The 19,724-nt window shown below is 36.2% G+C and carries 15 protein-coding genes; 10 read left to right on the top strand and 5 right to left on the bottom strand.

Annotated features, from left to right (window positions below):
• The first annotated feature begins 51 nt into the window (after positions 1–51).
• The 3 genes from tig (at position 52) to yihA (ending at position 3,570) form a co-directional block, all read left to right on the top strand.
• Positions 52–1,335 (top strand): trigger factor, encoded by a 1,284-nt coding sequence (gene tig, locus G577_RS0100370; protein ID WP_028789419.1) that lies wholly within the window; start codon positions 52–54, stop codon positions 1,333–1,335.
• Positions 1,336–1,666: 331 nt separating this feature from the next.
• Entirely contained in the window at positions 1,667–2,923 is a 1,257-nt protein-coding gene (clpX, locus tag G577_RS0100375; RefSeq protein ID WP_028789420.1) for an ATP-dependent Clp protease ATP-binding subunit ClpX, read from the top strand.
• 65 nt (positions 2,924–2,988) lie between these two features.
• Positions 2,989–3,570: a ribosome biogenesis GTP-binding protein YihA/YsxC gene (gene yihA / locus G577_RS0100380; protein ID WP_028789421.1), complete on the top strand. Its 582-nt coding sequence runs from the start codon at positions 2,989–2,991 to the stop codon at positions 3,568–3,570.
• A gap of 76 nt (positions 3,571–3,646) precedes the next feature.
• Here yihA and G577_RS12240 read toward each other — a convergent pair whose 3' ends face one another.
• The 5 genes from G577_RS12240 to G577_RS0100405 all read right to left on the bottom strand — a co-directional run bounded on the left by G577_RS12240 (position 3,647) and on the right by G577_RS0100405 (position 9,344).
• Positions 3,647–3,808, bottom strand: a complete 162-nt coding sequence (locus G577_RS12240; RefSeq protein WP_169357977.1) for an SPJ_0845 family protein — start codon at positions 3,806–3,808, stop codon at positions 3,647–3,649.
• 162 nt (positions 3,809–3,970) lie between these two features.
• Positions 3,971–5,926: a PTS fructose transporter subunit IIABC gene (locus G577_RS0100390; RefSeq protein ID WP_028789422.1), complete on the bottom strand. Its 1,956-nt coding sequence runs from the start codon at positions 5,924–5,926 to the stop codon at positions 3,971–3,973.
• A 12-nt stretch (positions 5,927–5,938) separates the two neighbouring features.
• Positions 5,939–6,853: a 1-phosphofructokinase gene (gene pfkB / locus G577_RS0100395; protein WP_028789423.1), complete on the bottom strand. Its 915-nt coding sequence runs from the start codon at positions 6,851–6,853 to the stop codon at positions 5,939–5,941.
• Positions 6,853–7,605 (bottom strand): DeoR/GlpR family DNA-binding transcription regulator, encoded by a 753-nt coding sequence (locus tag G577_RS0100400; protein WP_038026165.1) that lies wholly within the window; start codon positions 7,603–7,605, stop codon positions 6,853–6,855. Before G577_RS0100400 ends, pfkB begins: the two co-directional genes overlap by 1 nt.
• Before the next feature lie 203 nt (positions 7,606–7,808).
• On the bottom strand, positions 7,809–9,344 hold the full coding sequence (locus G577_RS0100405; RefSeq protein WP_028789425.1) for a ClC family H(+)/Cl(-) exchange transporter: 1,536 nt from the start codon (positions 9,342–9,344) through the stop codon (positions 7,809–7,811).
• Between the two features lie 291 nt (positions 9,345–9,635).
• Between G577_RS0100405 and pcrA the strand changes: the two genes are divergently transcribed.
• The 7 genes from pcrA (at position 9,636) to rlmD (ending at position 19,674) form a co-directional block, all read left to right on the top strand.
• Positions 9,636–11,837, top strand: coding sequence for a DNA helicase PcrA (pcrA, locus tag G577_RS0100410; protein WP_483294762.1), 2,202 nt, complete (start codon positions 9,636–9,638; stop codon positions 11,835–11,837).
• A gap of 15 nt (positions 11,838–11,852) precedes the next feature.
• Positions 11,853–13,868 carry an NAD-dependent DNA ligase LigA gene (ligA, locus tag G577_RS0100415; RefSeq protein ID WP_244869430.1) on the top strand — a complete coding sequence of 672 codons (2,016 nt, stop codon included), beginning with the start codon at positions 11,853–11,855 and terminating at the stop codon, positions 13,866–13,868.
• Positions 13,869–13,989: 121 nt separating this feature from the next.
• Entirely contained in the window at positions 13,990–14,295 is a 306-nt protein-coding gene (gene gatC, locus G577_RS0100420; RefSeq protein WP_028789428.1) for an Asp-tRNA(Asn)/Glu-tRNA(Gln) amidotransferase subunit GatC, read from the top strand.
• Positions 14,295–15,764: an Asp-tRNA(Asn)/Glu-tRNA(Gln) amidotransferase subunit GatA gene (gene gatA, locus G577_RS0100425; RefSeq protein ID WP_028789429.1), complete on the top strand. Its 1,470-nt coding sequence runs from the start codon at positions 14,295–14,297 to the stop codon at positions 15,762–15,764. The genes gatC and gatA overlap by 1 nt, the downstream gene beginning before the upstream one ends.
• Positions 15,765–17,195: an Asp-tRNA(Asn)/Glu-tRNA(Gln) amidotransferase subunit GatB gene (gatB, locus tag G577_RS0100430; RefSeq protein WP_028789430.1), complete on the top strand. Its 1,431-nt coding sequence runs from the start codon at positions 15,765–15,767 to the stop codon at positions 17,193–17,195. It begins immediately after the preceding gene.
• Between the two features lie 9 nt (positions 17,196–17,204).
• Positions 17,205–18,224, top strand: a complete 1,020-nt coding sequence (locus tag G577_RS0100435; RefSeq protein WP_028789431.1) for a diacylglycerol kinase — start codon at positions 17,205–17,207, stop codon at positions 18,222–18,224.
• A 79-nt stretch (positions 18,225–18,303) separates the two neighbouring features.
• Positions 18,304–19,674 (top strand): 23S rRNA (uracil(1939)-C(5))-methyltransferase RlmD, encoded by a 1,371-nt coding sequence (gene rlmD, locus G577_RS0100440; protein ID WP_414625636.1) that lies wholly within the window; start codon positions 18,304–18,306, stop codon positions 19,672–19,674.
• Positions 19,675–19,724: the final 50 nt, after the last annotated feature.

Genomic DNA, 19,724 nt, shown 5'->3' on the forward strand with positions numbered 1-19,724 from the left:
CATGAAACTATTTCATATAGTAAAATTATTAATTAATGCGGAGGGAATTACATGACTGCAAATTGGGAAAAAACAGGCACCAACGATGGTGTATTGACATTTTCAATTCCACAAGAAGATATTCAGGAAGGCTTAACAAAAACGTTTAATAAAGTAAAAAAAGATTTAAATGTTCCAGGTTTTCGTAAAGGAAAAGTTTCTCGTACAGTTTTTGATCGCATGTATGGTGAAGCATCTTTATACGAAGATACTTTAAATGACCTTTTACCAAGTCACTATGAAGCCGCTGTTCAAGAAGCAGGAATTGATCCTGTATCTCAACCTGAAATAGATGTTGATAGCATGGAACAAGGAGAAGACTGGGTAATTAAGGCCAATGTGACAGTAAAGCCTGAAGTTAAACTCGGACAATATAAAGAACTAAAAGTCGAAAAACAAGACCGCGAAGTTACTGATCAAGACGTAGAAGATCGTTTGCAAAATCAACGTGAACAACAAGCTGAAATGGTTGTTAAAGAAGACGAACCAGCAGCAAATGGTGACACAGTAGTTATTGATTTTGAAGGCTTTGTAGACGGTGAAGCTTTTGAAGGGGGCCAAGCTAACAATCATTCGCTCGAATTAGGTTCTAATTCCTTTATCCCTGGATTTGAAGAGCAGTTAGTTGGCGCTAAAGCTGGGGACAACTTAGATGTAACGGTAACTTTTCCAGAAGACTATCAAGCAGACGATTTAGCAGGGAAAGAAGCAGTGTTCAAGGTAACCGTTCATGAAGTTAAAGAAAAAGAATTGCCAGAGTTAGATGATGAATTAGCAAAAGATCTAGATGATGAAGTTGAAACATTAGATGAGTTAAGAGAAAAGTATCGTCAAGAAATAAGAGATAGCAAAGAAAAGGCAGCAAAAGATGCTGTTGAAGAATCTGCTATCCAACAAGCTGTAGATAATGCAGAAATTGTTGAGTTACCAAATGTAATGATTCAAGATGAAATTAAACGTGCAAAAGATGAATTCTTGAATAATTTGAAACAACAGGGCGTCTCTGCTGAAATGTATTACCAAATCACTGGTACTTCAGAAGAAGATTTGGATAAACAATTTGAAGGGGAAGCTGACACACGCGTGAAGACAAACCTTGTGATTGAAACAATTGTAAATGCAGAAAACTTCCAAGCTACAGAAGAAGAGATATCTTCAGAAATTAGTAATTTAGCGGAGTCTTATAACATGCCAGAATCTCAAGTTCGCTCTGTACTAACAGAAGATATGCTTGAACATGACATCAACATGAAAAAAGCTGTTGACCTAGTGACTTCAACAGCAATTGAAGAATAGTCTTTCGATGAAGGATTAGTTTATAACAATTATAAGCAAAGAAAAACATAAATTATCCGAACTATATTTGAAAATTAGCTAATTGTCGTGAGTTTACGATGATATCTGCTAAAGTGCAGAAAGCCCATTTTCGTATAGTTTGGATATTTTGTTATCAAAGGTTGGTTTTCTTTAAGAAAACCATAATTACCAAGGCTAAAAGACTTTTTCTTTTCAGGTAATTATGCTAAAATAACTAAAGGTTGTTTAAAGGAAAACGGCTGAACCTAAGCGGTTGTTGGATAGTAAGTGTACAATCACGTTATCAATCGCTAAACAAGGAGTGAACACTATGTATGATGACACAAATACAAATCAACCGGTTCGTTGTTCTTTTTGCGGAAAAACACAAGAAGAAGTAAGAAAAGTTGTTGCCGGTCCGGGTGTTTACATTTGTGATGAATGTATTAATTTATGTAAAGATATTATCGATGAAGAATTTTACGAAGATACTGATCGTGAACTTACAGAAGTACCTAAACCAAGGGAGATTTTAGATGCATTAAATGAATATGTTATCGGTCAAGATCAAGCAAAAAAAGCATTGTCTGTAGCAGTTTATAATCACTATAAACGTGTCAATGCTGGGGTTTCTGAAAATGAAGAGGAAGAAGAGAATGTAGAATTGCAGAAAAGCAATATTTGCTTAATCGGTCCTACAGGCTCAGGTAAGACTTTCTTAGCACAAACATTAGCAAGAACTTTAAATGTTCCTTTTGCTATTGCGGATGCAACAACTCTTACAGAAGCAGGCTATGTAGGTGACGATGTTGAAAATATTCTGTTGAAACTTCTGCAATCAGCTGACAATAATGTTGAACAGGCAGAAAAGGGCATCATTTATATCGACGAAATCGATAAAATTGCTCGTAAGAGTGAAAATGTTTCGATTACTCGCGATGTTTCTGGGGAAGGTGTACAACAAGCATTGTTGAAAATCCTAGAAGGAACTACCGCAAGTATACCTCCACAAGGCGGACGTAAACACCCTCAACAAGAAATGATCCAAATAGATACAAGTAACATCTTATTTATTGTGGGAGGTGCTTTTGACGGTATTGACTCCATCGTTAAAAACCGTCTAGGCGAAAAAGCGATCGGTTTTGGAGCAAATAATCAAAAAATTGCAGATGAAGAAAGTGTTATGCAATATATTATTCCAGAAGACTTGTTGAATTTTGGATTAATCCCCGAATTTATCGGCCGCTTACCTGTAACAGCAGCTTTAGAAAAATTAACACAAGATGATTTAATTCGTATCTTAACAGAACCTAAAAACGCATTAGTAAAACAATATAAAAAATTATTGTCGTTAGATGATACAGAATTAGAATTTACCGAAGATGGTCTAAAAGCCATTGCTAATAAAGCCATTGAGCGTGGAACTGGCGCTCGTGGGTTACGTTCTATTATCGAAGAAATTATGATGGATGCGATGTTTGATATTCCTTCAAAAGAATCCGCTAAAAAAGTCGCTATTACTGAAGGTGCGGTAAATGGTATAGAAGCGCCAGAGGTAACCTATACAGAAGAGAAAAAAGCAGGTTAATTAATGGCCGGATAGGAGTTTTATTCTATCCGGTCTTATTTATAAAAGTTTTCGAGGAGGAGTATATGAAAGTTCATTCGGCAGATATCATTATTAGTGCTGTATCTAAAAAACAATATCCCAAATCATCTTTACCAGAGATTGCTCTAGCTGGTCGGTCCAATGTAGGTAAGTCTTCATTTATTAATACCTTGATAGATCGTAAAAATTTAGTGCGGACTTCTTCTAAACCAGGAAAAACGCAAACGATTAATTTTTATTTAATTGAAAACTTATTTCACTTCGTTGATTTACCTGGCTATGGCTATGCGAAAGTATCAAAAAAAGAACGCGCCAAATGGGGGACGATGATTGATGAATACTTCGCTAATCGGAAGCAATTACAAGCAGTTGTCTCTTTAATTGATATGCGTCACGATCCCACAGAAGGGGATATTCAAATGTATGATTTTTTGAAATACTATGAATTTCCAGTAATTTTGGTAGCAACTAAAGCGGATAAGCTAGCTAAAAGTAAAAAAAGCAAACAAATAGAACGGATCAAGGATGTTTTAGATTTTGACGAGAATGATCATTTTGTTGTATTTTCTACAGTGACAAAAGAAGGAAAAGAAGAAGCCTGGCAAGCAATTGAAACATTTCTTTAAGAGAAAAAGCTGATTGACTATATATTAAAAAATACGCTCTCTTGTATCGTTTAGATACTCGGAGCGTATTTTTCTTTTAATTACTATCTGTTTTGTTCTTATCTTTTTTTGGTTCCGGATGTAAAAAACGTTCTAAATCTTGTTCTTCAACTTTTTTATCTTTGTTTTCATCTGGAAGAAAGGCGAATTCATCAAATTTTTGATCTAAAATATTATCTTGTTTGAACTTTAAGCCCATAATTCCACCTCCGTTTGTTTCCATCATACCATTAAGAAGCTACTCATTCATATAAATAAAACAAATTTAACCGAGAATTTAAAAATTCCATAAAAAAAGTTCCAAATAAAGCAGGAATCTCCCTAACTTTATCTGGAACTTTTCTCATTTTAGTAAAGAAAATTATTCTTTTACAGGTTTTTTCAATAGGCCTAACATAACGCCTGAAATGATTGCGCCAATCACAACAAATAATATATACCATAGTGGTTGGCTAACAAGAGCAATGACAAAGATACCACCATGTGGAGCCATTAAACGAATTCCCATGGCACCAACTAAGCCACCGGTTATTGCAGAACCAACTACAAAACTTGGAATTGCTCGGAATGGGTCAGAAGCAGTAAATGGAATAGCACCTTCAGTTACAAAGGAAGCGCCCATAATAACGTTAGTTAAACCAGCTTGATTTTCTTGGTCAGTAAATTTGTTTTTAAATAGACGAGTTGCTACAAAGATTGCCAATGGTGGAACCATACCACCAGACATAACTGCTGCCATTACAAGACTACCACCTTGAGCAATTGTTGCTGCAATCGTGCCTGTACCAAAAACGTAAGCTGCTTTATTGATAGGACCACCTAAGTCAATAGCCATCATTCCAGCTAATAGTGCACCTAATAAGGCAGCGTTAGCTCCACTTAAGTTCAATAAGAAGCTGTTCAATCCATCATTGATTACTTTAATTGGAACGTTAATCAAAAGCATAAGGAAGCCAGTAATTAAAAGACCAAAGAAAGGGAAGAATAGAATAGTTTTAATTCCATCTAGTGATTGCGGTAGACCCTTTAATATTTTACGTAGGAATTCAACAACATAACCACCAACAAAACCACCAATTAAAGCGCCGATAAATCCAGCGCCACCTTGTTCTGCAATCGCGCCTGCTGCAAAACCTGTGACTAAACCTGGACGGTCACTAATACTCATTGCTATAAAACCAGCTAGTACTGGAAGCATAAAGCCAAATGCGGCATTTCCGATTTGGTTGAACCAATCAGCGACTTGGTTATAATTTCCTAATTGATCTAGGGAATCTTGCGGAACGCCCATCCATTGGTCGATCATGAAGGAAAGTGCCATCATAATTCCGCCGGCAACAACAAATGGTAGCATGTGAGATACACCATTCATCAAATCTTTATAAATCTTTTGGCCGACAGATTGTTTTTCGCCTTCAGAACTGCTTGTACTTTGGCTTGCTTGCTCATCACTACTTTGATAAATTGAAGCATTACCACTTAAGGCATTGTTAATTAATTCTTCTGGCTTACGGATTCCGTCACTAACTGGACGAGACACTACAGGTTTACCGCCAAAGCGATTCATTTCCACGTTCGTATCAGCAGCAATAACAACGCCACTTGCACGAGCAATGTCTTCTGAAGTCAAACGGTGTTTAACACCTTCAGAACCATTTGTTTCAACTTTAATATCAACGCCCATATCTTTCGCTTGGTTTTTCAGGGAATCTTCTGCCATATAAGTATGAGCAATCCCTGTTGGACAAGCAGTTACAGCAACAATGAAAGGACGGTCTTTTTCTTGGTCGCCACTTTCTTCTGTTTGTTCGTTACCTTCGTCTTTATTTTCATTTTCTTCGTCATCATCGTCATCATCGTCATCTTCTTCGACTTGAGCAAAGGCAGCTTGCACATCTTCTGGTGTTTGAGCTTGTTGAAGATTTGCTACAAAATCTTGGTTGACTAATTGACGTGATAAAGCTGCTAAAGCTTGTAAGTGTGTATCATCAGCACCTTCAGGAGCAGCAATCATGAAAAAGAGATAGGTAGGTTGTCCATCAAGTGATTCATAGTCAACTCCTTGCTCGCTTTTAGCAAATAACACAGTAGCTTCTTTTACCGCATCATTTTTTGCGTGTGGCATTGCGATACCGTCGCCTAAACCTGTAGATGTTTCTTCTTCACGAGCCAAAATACCTTCTTTAAATTTATCAAGATCAGTAATTCTACCAATATCATAAAGCTTTTGGACCATTTCATCGATCGCAGGTTTTTTCTCTGTTGCTTGAAGATCCATGATCATGGCTTCTTTAACCAATAAGTCATTGATTTTCATTCTATAGTCCTCCTATATATTTTTTATCGTTACTTCTGGGAGCAATTCGTTGATAAATTCTCCTGTTGCTAAATCATCAGAAAAAGTAGTTGCACTTCCACAGGCAACTCCCCATTTGAAAGCAGTTTGTGGATCCTTTGTTTGAGAAAAGTTTCCGATAAAACCAGCAATCATAGAGTCTCCTGCGCCTACCGAGTTTTTCACTTCACGCTCTAAAACATTTGAAAGATAAGTGCCTTCTGGAGTAATAAGTAAAGCGCCATCGCCAGCCATAGAAATTATCGCGTTTTTAGCTCCATCTTCTAATAGCTTTTTCCCATAAGCAATAATATCATCTAATGAATTAAGTGTTGTATGGTAAAGCTCTGCTAGCTCATGGTTATTAGGTTTTACTAGTAATGGGCCTTTAGAAAGGGCAGCTGATAAATCTTCACCGGTAGTATCAATAACAAACTCAGCACCATTATCTTTTATAATTTGAATGAGTTCTTGATAAAAGTCTTTTCTTAAACCACCAGGTGTACTTCCAGACAAAATAACAATATCGCCTGTAGTAATTTGTTCAGATAAGGTAAATTTTAGGCGATTGATCTCATCTTCAGCTAGGGACGGACCTTGTCCGTTAATTTCAGTTTCTTCTTCTGCCTTTAATTTGACATTAATACGAGTATCTTTTTTAACTCGGGTAAATTGGCTTTGAATTCCTTCCTCAATTAACCATTTTTCGATAAAATCACCGGTAAAACCACCTAAAAATCCTAGGGGGCAAGAACTAGCATCAATTCGTTGTAAAATGCGAGAAACATTGATCCCTTTGCCTCCAGGTAGTTTAAAATCTGCGGTCATGCGATTAATTTCTCCTGTTTTCAGTTGATTTACATGAACAATATAATCAATTGAAGGATTCAATGTTAAGGTATAAATCATTAGTTAACCTCCTTTAGCGTTGTTTGATCTTGGAAATCCTCACGAAACTTTTGGGGACAACTGTTTGTAACAATGGTAGCTGACTTTAAAGGGGCAACTTGTACAAATGTGACTTGTTGCAATTTTGAATGATCAAGCAGTACATATGCTTGTTGACTTTGCTGTAATGCTTGTCGTTTAACCGCTGCTTCTTCAGGATCAGGAGTAGTAAAGCCAGCTTCAAGCTCTGCGCCATTCATACCTAAAAAGCTCTTGCTAAAACGGAAGTCACTTAACTGCTGCATAGCCGTAGCACCAAGTGTAGCATTGGTTGATAGTTTTATATTCCCACCTAAAATAATCGTTTCGATCTGACGATCAATTAGAAGAGCGGCATGCTTTACTGAATTCGTTACGACCTTAATAGAAAGATCATTTGGAATAAATTGAATCATTTCAATCGTTGTTGAGCCAGCATCAAGATAAATCACATCTTCTGTGTCCAATAAGCCGGCACAGAATTTAGCAATTTGTACTTTTTGCTGATGAAATTTTTCTTCCTTTTCAGCCATGGTTGCCTCAAAACTGAGATGAGGCATTTTTTTAGCGCCTCCATGAACCCGTGCAAGTAACCCTTGTTCTTCGAGATTTTTTAAATCGCGACGAACTGTCGACTCTGAAGCATTGAGCGGTTTCAAAAGCTCATTTATTGTTACGATGTCATTTTCAGTCAAAAGGTCCAGTATAAACTGATGTCTCTTTTCTGTAAGCATTTCCAATCAATCCTTCCATAGATATTTTAGCATGATATTTTTTCAAAATCAATCAAAACCACGCATAAACAATCAAATTCACAGCTGAACAAGGAATTTTTTTCTAAGTATAAAGAAAAAACCAATATATCAATTTCATCTACTAAGCAAAAAGTAGAAAAAGTGGATATATTGGAGCTAGTTAAAAGTATTATTGAAACACTCTATTTTATTAAAGTCTTTTTTCTTAATTGCCTTCGAACATCAGTTGCATGGTCGGTATCGGTTAGTATCAAAAGAGTATCATCCATTCTTAAAATAGTATCGCCATGTGGTAAAATATCTTGTTCATTACGTCGGATAGAAACTAGTAAAGTTTCTTCTGGCCATACAAAATCACGGACAGGCATACCATCTAAAATACTTTCAGCAGTAACTGGAAACTCAATAACAATTTTTTCATTAGGATCTGCAATTTTTTTAAAGGAAACTAAGCGATCAAGTAAAGATTCATATATAGGATGACCACCTAAAGAATCCACTACAATATAAGCTATTAATGCCACAAAGCCTAGTGGCATTAAGTGATTAATCGAACCGACCATTTCAGTTACTAAAATAATGGCAGTAAGAGGGGCTTTTCCAATAGCAGTAAAATAGCCTGCCATTGCGATAATGATAAAGTTCTTCAAGTAAAAACTTTCAAGGCCTAAATACTCAATCGAAAATACGCCAAATAATGCTCCTAAGATAGCACCTAATGATAAGATAGGAAGAAAAATTCCTCCAGGAAGATTAGAACCATAAGAAATCATAGAAAAAAGATAGCGCAGTAAAAATAAAAGTAATAATAAATAAAGTGAATGACTATTTTCTTCTAGATTTAAAATAATTTGGTTTCCACCACCTAAAAGATTAGGGAAATAAAAACCAATTGGGATAACTAATAATAAAGGAACAAGGCCATAAAAAGGTGAGGGAATAGGCAACTTGTTAAACCATTTAGGCAAATTAAGCAAATTCTTTTGATACATTCTGCCTAAAACACCTAAAAAAACGCCTAGAATAAGTAGTAAACCATAATATTTTAAAGGTAGATCCTCCATATGACCTAAATATAAAACTGGTTGTAAGCCAAAAATGTATAGCGAAATAAAATTAGCTATAATGGATGAAACAAGAGAAGTTAACCAGATAAGGGGAGAAAAAGTATGATGAACTTCTTCAACAATAAATAATACTGCCGCGATAGGCGCATTAAAGGCTGCTGCTAGACCAGCACTAGCACCGCTTGAAATTAAAATCTTTTGCTCATACTTAGGAGAATCGTAAGTGCTGCTTAATCCTTGTCCCACAGATGCTCCTAGTTGGATAGAAGGACCTTCCCGTCCTAAAAAGAGCCCAGGGCCAATAGCAAGTATGCCTCCGACAAATTTATTCAAAAGAACAGGAAACCAACGGTAATGAATTTCTTCTTGTAATAATCCTTCAACCTGTGGAACCCCACTTCCAGAAATATGGGGCTGTGCTTTAATAAGATAGCCGATAAAAATAGCTACAACAATAGAGAGCATGGCCCAAAAAATTAGCCAAAGTGGTTTTTCTTGCGCGAAAAGGTAAAAATGTTGCACGTATTCTGTCATTTTTTCGATGGTTAAGCGAAAAATACTGACCAGAACACCCGAAATAATGCCAACAATTCCTCCTTTTAAAATAAAATATAACCGTGTTTGATCCGTTGTATGTAATTTTTTTAACATCTTTTCACTCCTACTTTATCATTCTAGCACTGTTTTCAGAAAACTACAATAAATTTTCATTACATATCAGAAAAGAAAATAATAAAGCAGGTCATTGATTATGAAACATAATAGATAACTTTTCGTAATCTATTCATCATTTTACTCTTTATTTTTAAATCATCGATAAAAAATGAAAGTGTGCTTCCAGTTTGTTAGGTTTATTGAAAGAAAAGAACATGCTATAATTAAAGGGATTGAAAAAGAAAGGGTGTTTGTTCAATGACCTCCCAAAATGAACTATTAACAAATATGAACCAAAAACAAGAAGAGGCGATTACTACTACTGAAGGCCCGCTTCTTTTAATGGCAGGGGCTGGTAGCGGAAAAACAAGAGTGTTAACCCATCGTATTGCTTACTTAATTGAAGAAAGAAGTGTGAACCCTTGGAATATTTTGGCAATCACTTTTACTAATAAAGCAGCAAAAGAGATGAAAGGGCGAGTAAAAGAACTGCTAGGAAAACAAGCAGAAGACATTTGGGTATCTACCTTTCATTCGATGTGTGTGCGCATTTTACGAAGAGATGTTGAACGCATCGGCTACTCGAAAAATTTCACCATTATTGATACCGCAGAACAACGGACATTAATGAAAAATGTCTTAAAAATCTTAGATATTGATCCCAAAAAATATGATCCGCGCGCTATTTTAGGAAGTATTTCTAACGCAAAAAACGCTTTACTTACTCCTGAAAACTATCAAAAAATGCAGGGGAGTTATTTTGAAGAAATCGTAGGAAAATGTTACGAAGTATACCAAAAAGAACTGTATAAAAACCAATGTATGGATTTTGATGATTTGATTATGAATACCATCACCTTATTGGAAAATAATTCAGAAGTTTTGCAGTTCTATCAAAATAAATTTCAGTATATTCATGTGGATGAATACCAAGACACAAACCATGCACAATATCACTTGGTTAATCTTTTAGCTAAACGATTAAAAAATCTTTGTGTAGTAGGGGATGCCGATCAAAGTATTTATGGTTGGCGAGGAGCTGATATGCAAAATATTTTGGACTTTGAAAAAGATTACCCCGAAGCCCAAACAATTTTATTAGAACAAAATTATCGCTCTACTCAAAATATTTTAGAAGCTGCTAACCAAGTCATTACAAATAACCAAAATCGAAAAGATAAAAACTTATGGACAGATAATACCACCGGAGAAACAATTACTTATTATCGCGGAGATTCAGAACGTGACGAAGCCCAATTTATTGTAGAGACAATGCAAGATACCATGAACGATGAAGGAAAAAAATATGGAGATTTCGCCGTCTTATACCGAACGAACGCTCAATCGCGGGTAATCGAAGAGATGTTGTTAAAAGCTAATATTCCTTATACGATGGTCGGTGGGCATAAGTTCTATGACCGCAAAGAAATTAAAGATGTGCTAGCTTATTTAAATGCTATTGCAAACCCTGCTGATTCACTGAGTTTGTCACGTATTATTAATACCCCCAAACGAGGAATAGGCCCAGGTACTATGGAAAAACTCAATGATTTTGCCGATTTTAACGGAATGCCACTTTTAGAAGCTGCGGAAAATATTGAGTTATCAAACATAAGCGGAAAAGTAGGTAAAAAATTAAAAGCTTTCGGTGATATGATAGGTAACTTCCAGCAAATGATCCCTTACTTATCAATGACAGAACTAACAAAAGAGGTCCTGCAAGAAAGTGGATATTATGATGAACTAAAAGCTCAAAATTCTTTAGAATCTCAAGCTCGACTAGAAAATTTGGAAGAATTTCTTACAGTCACCCAAGACTTTGATAAACAATACGAGAACATGGCTGATGAAGAAAAAGAAGCACCTGAAAACAAACTGACTGTCTTTCTTAATGATTTATCTTTATTATCTGATGTTGATCAATATGAAGAAGAGAGTTCGGAAGTCACCTTAATGACTTTACATGCAGCTAAGGGATTAGAGTTTCCAGTGGTTTTTTTAATTGGGATGGAAGAAAACATCTTCCCGCTAAGTCGTTCTTTAATGGAAGAAAGCGAGTTAGAAGAAGAACGGCGGCTAGCTTACGTTGGGATTACACGAGCAGAAGAAAAACTTTACTTAACCAATGCTTTCTCAAGAACTTTATATGGAAAGCCTCAATACAACCGTCCTTCTCGTTTCGTGGAAGAAATCAATCCTGAATTATTGAGTTCTGATCAGCCAGTCGTATATAAAAATCAACGCATTTCTGCAAATCGCCAAACGGTTAAAAATAATTCGCAAAGTAAGGCCACTTTTTCTCCAAGTTTTTCAACTAACGAAGGCCAGTCTTGGGAAATTGGAGATAAAGCTCAACATAAAAAGTGGGGCAAAGGAACTGTAGTAAAAGTTAGTGGCAAGCAAAAAGATGTAGAACTTGATATTGCTTTTCCAAATTTAGGTGTCAAACGTTTACTAGCAAGTTTTGCGCCTATTGAAAAAGTGGATTGAAGGAGGTAAATGAAGGTGGTCGAGCAATCTATTGTAAAAAGAGCTAAAGAGTTAAGAAACCAATTAAACCAATATTCCTATGAATACTATGTAAAAGACGACCCAAGCGTTGAGGATTTTGTTTATGATTCTTTATATCAAGAGCTTGTTGAAATTGAAAACAACCATCCGGAATTAGTCTCTGAAGACTCTCCTACCCAACGCGTGGGAGGACGGGTGCTAGAGGGATTTGAGAAGGTTGAACATGATATTCCTTTATATAGTTTAAATGATGTTTTTAATAAAGAAGATATTATAGCTTTTGATAAGCGAGTGCAAAAGGCTTTAAGCCGCCAAGTTTCTTATACTTGTGAGTTGAAAATCGATGGGTTATCTGTGTCTTTGCGCTATGAAAATGGAAAGTTAGTACAAGGAGCTACGCGAGGAGACGGTACAGTCGGTGAAGATATTACTGAAAATCTTAGAACCGTTCGTTCTATTCCTTTACAATTAAAAAACTCAGTCTCGCTAGAAGCTCGTGGAGAGTGTTATATGCCTAAAAAATCTTTTATGCGTTTAAACCAGCACAGAGAAGAAGAAGGGCAAGATATGTTTGCTAATCCGAGAAATGCTGCCGCAGGAAGTTTACGACAGCTAGATTCGAAAATAACCGCTAAGCGTAATTTAAGTACATTTTTATATTCTGTGGCTGATACAGACTCTTTATCTTCTTCTACACAATATGATGCATTGCAAGAACTAGCAGATTTAGGGTTTCAAACTAACCAAGAACGTAAACTTTGTCATTCAATAGATGAAGTTTGGGACTATATCGAAGATTTCCAAGAAAAAAGAGGCGACTTGTCCTACGAAATTGACGGCGTGGTCATTAAAGTTAATGATTTCGACCAACAAGAAAAATTAGGCTATACAGTTAAAGCGCCTCGTTGGGCAATTGCATATAAATTTCCACCAGAAGAAGCACAAACAACTATCCAAGATATTCAATGGACAGTAGGGCGCACCGGCGTTTTGACTCCAACAGCAATTATGGATCCGGTAAAAGTTGCGGGAACCACCGTTAGTCGGGCAAGTTTACACAACGATGATTATATTCAGGAAAAAGATATACGTATAAATGATAAAGTAGTCATTTATAAAGCTGGAGATATTATTCCTGAAGTTGCGCATGTGATTGAAGAAGAGCGTAGCAAAGATAGTGAAGTATATCAAGCACCACAACATTGCCCTATTTGTGGTAGTAAAGTAGTTCATTTGGATGAAGAAGTCGCTTTACGTTGTATTAACCCAAAATGTCCAGCTCAAATTAAAGAAGGTCTCAACCATTTTGTTTCAAGAAATGCGATGAATATTGATGGGTTAGGGCCAAGAATTCTTAATCAGATGTATGAAAATGGTCTAGTTAAAGACGTGGCTGATTTATATTATTTAAAAGAAGAAGATTTGTTAACTCTTGATAAAATCAAGGAAAAATCAGCAAATAATATATTAAATGCGATAGCAGAAAGTAAGGATCGTTCAGGCGATCGACTTATTTTTGGCTTAGGCATTTGGCATGTAGGTGCCAAAGCAGCTAAAATTCTGTTAGAGCATTTCAAAACAGTCCGCGGATTAGAAAATGCATCAGCAGAAGAAATCCATTCACTTTATACTTTAGGCGGAACCATTGCCGATAGCGTAGTTACTTATTTCTCCAAAAAAGAAGTAGATGAGTTGCTTAATAAGTTAGAAAAAGCGGGGGTTAATTTTGACTATCTAGGAAAAACTTCTAGTGAGTTGGCAGAAGTTGATTCCGTCTTTAAAGATCAAACGGTTGTTTTGACAGGAAAGCTAAACCATTATACGCGGGCAGACGCTAAAAGTCGTATTGAAAATCTGGGCGGAAAAGTCACTGAAAGTGTCTCACAAAGCACTGATATTGTAGTAGCTGGTGAGGACGCTGGTAGTAAACTAACAAAAGCTCAAGACTTAAATATTACGGTATGGAATGAAGATCAAATGGTTGAAGCTTTTGAAGATAGTTCAACGTAAGTTAAAAATTAAATAATAATGTAAATCTTTCATGAGAATTATTCAATGATTTTCAATAAAGTGGTATAATACAGTGAAAATAATCTGTAAATATTTAATTAAAATGATTGAGGAGGATATTATGGCGATCCATGAAGAACAAGCACAACATGTAGCTGAACTAGCAAAATTATCTTTTTCAGAAGATGAGCTGCAGCAATTTACCGATCAATTAGGCGAAATTATTGATATGGTGGAAACATTAGAAGAAGTGGATACCACAGATGTAGCCCTTACTTCTAATGTAAATGATGAAATTAACGTGATAAGACAAGATCAACCAACAAATGGAACGGATAGACAAGAACTAATGAAAAATGCACCAGAATCAGAAAATGGATTCATAAAAGTTCCTTCCATTATCGAAAACAAGGAAGGTGGAGCATAATGACAAAAATTTATGGTAAAACATTAGAAGAACTGCACACATTACTTGTTTCAAAAGAAATCACGGTAGTGGAGTTAATCCAAGAAACTTTTGCTCATCTAAAGGAAATTGAACCAGAAATTGATTCGTTTATTACTTTAAATGAAGAAAAAGCCCTTGAAATGGCTAGAGCAATTGATGAAAAGGGAGTCAGTGAAGAAAATATCTTAGCAGGCCTTCCTATTGGAATTAAAGATAATATCGTAACGAAGGACCTTTTGACTACAGCTGCTTCAAAAATGTTATACAATTTTGAACCTATTTATGATGCTACTGTAATGGAAAAAGTTCATCAATCCAATATGATTCCTGTAGGGAAATTGAACATGGACGAATTTGCTATGGGAGGAAGTACGGAAAACTCTTATTTTAAAACAACTAAAAACGCCTGGGATACTAGTAAAGTTCCGGGAGGTTCTTCTGGTGGTTCAGCAGCCGCTGTAGCTAGTGGACAAATCCCGCTTGCTTTAGGAACGGATACGGGAGGTTCTATCCGTCAACCAGCCGCTTTTAATGGTATTGTCGGTATGAAACCTACTTATGGTCGCGTTTCTCGTTTTGGTTTAATTGCTTTTGGTTCTTCTTTAGATCAAATTGGCCCTCTTACTCGGACAGTCAAAGACAATGCCTTAGCTTTAAATGCTATCAGTGGTTATGATGCAAAAGATGGAACTTCTTCTGGACAAGCTGTTCCTGATTTTACAAATAATTTGGAAAAAAGCATGGAAGGCATGAAAATTGCCTTGCCAAAAGAATATTTAGATAAAGGTGTAGATGACGAAATTAAAGACGCTGTTTTAAAAGCAGCAGATACATTCCGCTCTCTAGGCGCTACAGTTGAAGAAGTAAGTTTACCTCATTCCAAATACGGTGTAGCTGCTTATTATATTATTGCTTCTTCTGAAGCAAGTTCTAACTTACAACGTTTTGACGGTATTCGTTATGGTTACCGTAGTGAAAATGTGGCAAGCTTAGAAGATGTGTACGTAAATTCTCGTAGTGAAGGTTTTGGCGATGAAGTTAAACGTCGGATTATGTTAGGTACATTTTCCTTAAGTGCCGGGTATTTTGATGCTTTCTTCAAAAAAGCTGCTCAAGTTCGTACATTAATTAGACAAGATTTCAAAAAAGTTTTTGCTGATTACGATTTAATCATTGGACCAACAACGCCAACAGTTGCTTTTGGCTTAGGTGAAGAAATCGATGATCCAGTAACAATGTATACAAATGATGTTTTGACGATTCCAGTGAACTTAGCCGGTTTACCTGGCATGTCTTTACCTTGTGGTTTCTCGAATAATTTACCTATAGGTTTACAATTAATTGGCGATCGTTTTGCTGAAGAAACAATGTATCAAGCAGCTTATTCTTTTGAACAAGCAACTGAATTTCATAATAAAAAACCTGAAATATTTGAAAGGAGCAAATAAATGAACTTCGAAACTGTGATCGGACTTGAAGTCCATGTAGAATTAAAAACCAATACGAAGATATTTTCTCCTGCTCCTGCTCATTTTGGAGCAGAACCAAATAGTAATACTAATGTCATCGACTGGGGATACCCAGGGGTTTTGCCTGTGATGAATAAGTCTGCTTTAGAATATGGAATGAAAGCTGCTTTAGCGTTAAATTGTGATATTTCACAAGAAACACATTTTGATCGTAAAAACTATTTTTATCCAGATAATCCTAAAGCTTATCAAATTTCCCAATTTGATGAACCTATTGGACATGATGGTTGGATTGAAATTGATGTTGAAGGACAAAAGAAAAAGATCCGTATTGAGCGCGTTCACTTAGAAGAAGATGCGGGGAAGAATACCCACGGCAACGATGGCTATTCTTATGTCGATTTAAACCGTCAAGGAACACCTTTAATTGAAATTGTCTCAGAAGCAGACATGCGTTCTCCTGAAGAGGCGTATGCTTATTTAGACGCTTTGCGCTCGATTATTCAATTTACTGGTGTTTCTGATGTTAAAATGGAAGAAGGATCCTTACGTTGTGACGCGAATATTTCTTTACGTCCTTTAGGTCAAGAAGAATTTGGGATTAAGACAGAGTTGAAAAACCTAAATTCTCTTAACTTTGTAAGAAAAGGGCTAGCTTTCGAGGAAAAACGTCAAGCAAAACTTCTATTGTCTGGTGGTTCCCTCCAACAAGAAACGCGTCGTTTTGATGAATCTTCAGGAGAGACTGTGTTGATGCGAGTCAAAGAAGGTTCTTCTGATTATCGTTACTTCCCCGAACCAGATATACCACGCTTTGAAATTGATGATGCATGGATTAAAGATGTAGAAGAGACTCTACCGGAAATGCCAAAAGAACGTCGCAAGCGTTATGTTAATGAACTTGCCTTACCAGAATATGACGCAAAAGTACTTACCTTAACCAAAGAAATGTCTGATTTCTTTGAAGAAACGATTCAACAAGGAGCAGACGCTAAGCAGGCCTCTAATTGGTTAATGGGAGATGTTTCTGCCTATTTGAATAGTGAAAAGCTAGATTTAGCCGATACACAATTAACGCCAAGCAATTTGGCTGGCATGATACAACTTATTAGTGATGGTACAATTAGTTCAAAAATTGCTAAAAAAGTATTTCAAGAATTAATTGAACGTGGGGGAGATCCTAACGAAATTGTAGAAGCAAACGGATGGATACAATTATCAGATCCAGCACAATTATTACCAATGATTAACGAAGTTTTAGATAATAATCAACAATCGATCGACGACTTTAAAAATGGTAAAGATAAAGCGATTGGCTTTTTGGTTGGTCAAATCATGAAAGAAACTAAAGGAAAGGCCAACCCTGGTGTGGTAAATAAACTGTTAAAAGAAGAATTAGAAAAACGATAAGAGGTAATCATGGAAAGAGCGCGGGTAATTTATAATCCAACTTCAGGAAAAGAACTGATAAAACGAAATTTAGCAGATATTTTAACTATCCTTGAAAAGGCCGGGTATGAAGCAAGTGCTTATGCTACAACTTCAGTCCCTTATTCTGCTACCAATGAAGCAAGGCGAGCTGGACAAGCAGGATTTGACTTAGTCGTCGCTGCTGGAGGAGATGGAACCATTAACGAAGTCGTTAATGGCTTAGCTCCTTTAGAAAAACGTCCCAAAATGGCGATTATTCCAGGCGGTACTACAAATGATTACGCTCGAGCGTTAAAAATTCCGCGTGATAGTGTAAAAGCAGCAGCTGAAGTAATTTTAAAAAACCAGACGATAAATATGGATGTAGGTAAAACGCCCAGTAATTATTTCGTTAACATCGCGGCTGGTGGGCATTTGACCGAACTAACTTATGAAGTACCTTCAGATTTGAAGCGAGTTTTCGGTTATTTAGCTTATTTGGCTAAAGGGGCAGAATTATTACCACAAATCAGACCTATTAAAATGCATTTAAAGTTTGATGAGGGTGAATATGACGGCAAAGCTTCTATGTTTTTCTTAGGACTAACCAATTCTGTTGGTGGATTTGAACAAATTGTTCCTGACGCTAAACTTGATGATGGTAAATTCTCTTTAATTATCGTAAAAACGGCGAATATTTTTGAAATTTTACATCTTGTAGCAATTATGCTTCGAAGTGGTAAACACGTGGAAGATCCGCGAGTAATATATACTAAAACGTCGAAATTAGAGGTTTCAGTTCCACAGTCGCAAAAACGCCTTATGATTAATTTGGATGGAGAATATGGGGGAGACGCGCCCATGACTTTTGAAAACTTACATCAACATATTGAAATGTATGCTGATGTAGATAAAATTCCTAATAGCGCTGTTTCTACTGCGGAAGATTTAGAAAGAATCAGTGAAGGTTTTATTAAAGAAGTAGAACGTTTGAATGACGAAGAAATCGATGAAGATAAAAAAGATTAAAAAATACTTTTAAAAAGGAGCTGTGACTAAGCTCCTTTTTGCCTTATATACCCGCTAGGTGTAACTGTAAAGGAGAAGGATAATGGAAGCTATTCCAGTGAAAAAGAACCAGGAACTAGAAATGACAATCGTTGACTTATCTCATTTAGGTATGGGAGTTGCTAAAATCGACGGGTACCCTATTTTTATTGAAAATGCTTTACCACAAGAAAAGGTGCAAGTAAAAATTGTCAAAGTGGGGAAAAAATTTGGCTTTGGAAAAATGCTCTCCATTATCCAAACGAGTCCCTATCGACAAACAGTGGAAAATAAAGACTTGATACGAACTGGAATTGCCCCTCTTAGTCACTTACAATACGAGCAGCAGTTAAAATTTAAACAAAATCAAGTAGAAAATGTATTAGCTAAAGTGGCGAAAATGCCGGAAATACACGTTGAAGAAACAATAGGTAGTTCTTTTTCCTTTGGCTATCGTAATAAAGCCCAAATTCCAGTGCGTAAAATCGATGGGATATTGCAAACCGGGTTTTATCGTAAAAATAGTCATGAATTAGTTCCTCTTGATCATTTTTATATTCAAGATCCAGCAATTGACGCAGCTATTGTAATTATTCGTGAGATATTGCAACAATTTGAAGTAAAAGCCTATAATGAAAGGGAGCATAGCGGATTTTTACGTCATATTGTTATTCGACGTGGTTCTTATTCTCATGAAATGATGGTTGTGCTTGTAACTCGTAAAAAGCACTTTCCGCAAGGGGAAAAGATCGCACAAAAGATTCAGGAAAAATTACCTGAAGTTGTTTCCGTCATTCAAAATATTAATTTTAAGCAAACAAATGTCATTTTGGGAGAAGAGGAACGTCTTTTATTAGGACGTAGCTTTATTTATGATCAACTGTTTGATAAAACTTTTCGTATTTCTGCTAAATCCTTTTATCAAGTAAATACACCACAGGCAGAAGTTTTATATCAAAAAGCGTTTGATTTGGCTAGCTTAAAGCAAACAGATACTGTCGTAGATGCTTATTCAGGTATTGGGACAATTGGACTTTCATTAGCTGATAAAGTAGCTCAAGTATACGGTATGGAGGTAACTCCGCAAGCTGTAACAGATGCGCAAAAAAATGCTAAGATCAATAAAATTGATAATGCAGCATACGTGGTAGGTAAAGCCGAAACAGTGATGCCTAAATGGAAAGAAGAAGGAATAAAACCTAACGTCATCTTTGTCGATCCACCACGCAAAGGGTTAGATCAAACATTTATTGAAGCAGCCTGTGATATGGATCCGGAAAAAATTGTCTATATTTCTTGTAATCCAGCTACAATGGCTAGAGACTTGCAAATTTTTGCAGACAAGGGTTATTACACAGATAATATTCAACCAGTGGATCTATTTCCCCAGACTCATCACGTGGAAACAGTTATAGCTCTAAAGAAGCGTTAAGTTAATTTCTTGTGTTTTTTCTTTCTATAATCGAATATAGTTTATAAGAT

This window comes from Tetragenococcus muriaticus DSM 15685, from assembly GCF_000423785.1.
GTDB classification, from domain to species: domain Bacteria; phylum Bacillota; class Bacilli; order Lactobacillales; family Enterococcaceae; genus Tetragenococcus; species Tetragenococcus muriaticus.

Coding starts and splice junctions, on each gene's coding strand:
- tig (WP_028789419.1), top strand. CDS start 52: ATGACTGCAAATTGGGAAAAAACAGGCACCAACGATGGTGTATTGACA.
- clpX (WP_028789420.1), top strand. CDS start 1,667: ATGTATGATGACACAAATACAAATCAACCGGTTCGTTGTTCTTTTTGC.
- yihA (WP_028789421.1), top strand. CDS start 2,989: ATGAAAGTTCATTCGGCAGATATCATTATTAGTGCTGTATCTAAAAAA.
- G577_RS12240 (WP_169357977.1), bottom strand. CDS start 3,808: ATGGGCTTAAAGTTCAAACAAGATAATATTTTAGATCAAAAATTTGAT.
- G577_RS0100390 (WP_028789422.1), bottom strand. CDS start 5,926: ATGAAAATCAATGACTTATTGGTTAAAGAAGCCATGATCATGGATCTT.
- pfkB (WP_028789423.1), bottom strand. CDS start 6,853: ATGATTTATACCTTAACATTGAATCCTTCAATTGATTATATTGTTCAT.
- G577_RS0100400 (WP_038026165.1), bottom strand. CDS start 7,605: ATGCTTACAGAAAAGAGACATCAGTTTATACTGGACCTTTTGACTGAA.
- G577_RS0100405 (WP_028789425.1), bottom strand. CDS start 9,344: ATGTTAAAAAAATTACATACAACGGATCAAACACGGTTATATTTTATT.
- pcrA (WP_483294762.1), top strand. CDS start 9,636: ATGAACCAAAAACAAGAAGAGGCGATTACTACTACTGAAGGCCCGCTT.
- gatC (WP_028789428.1), top strand. CDS start 13,990: ATGGCGATCCATGAAGAACAAGCACAACATGTAGCTGAACTAGCAAAA.
- gatA (WP_028789429.1), top strand. CDS start 14,295: ATGACAAAAATTTATGGTAAAACATTAGAAGAACTGCACACATTACTT.
- gatB (WP_028789430.1), top strand. CDS start 15,765: ATGAACTTCGAAACTGTGATCGGACTTGAAGTCCATGTAGAATTAAAA.
- G577_RS0100435 (WP_028789431.1), top strand. CDS start 17,205: ATGGAAAGAGCGCGGGTAATTTATAATCCAACTTCAGGAAAAGAACTG.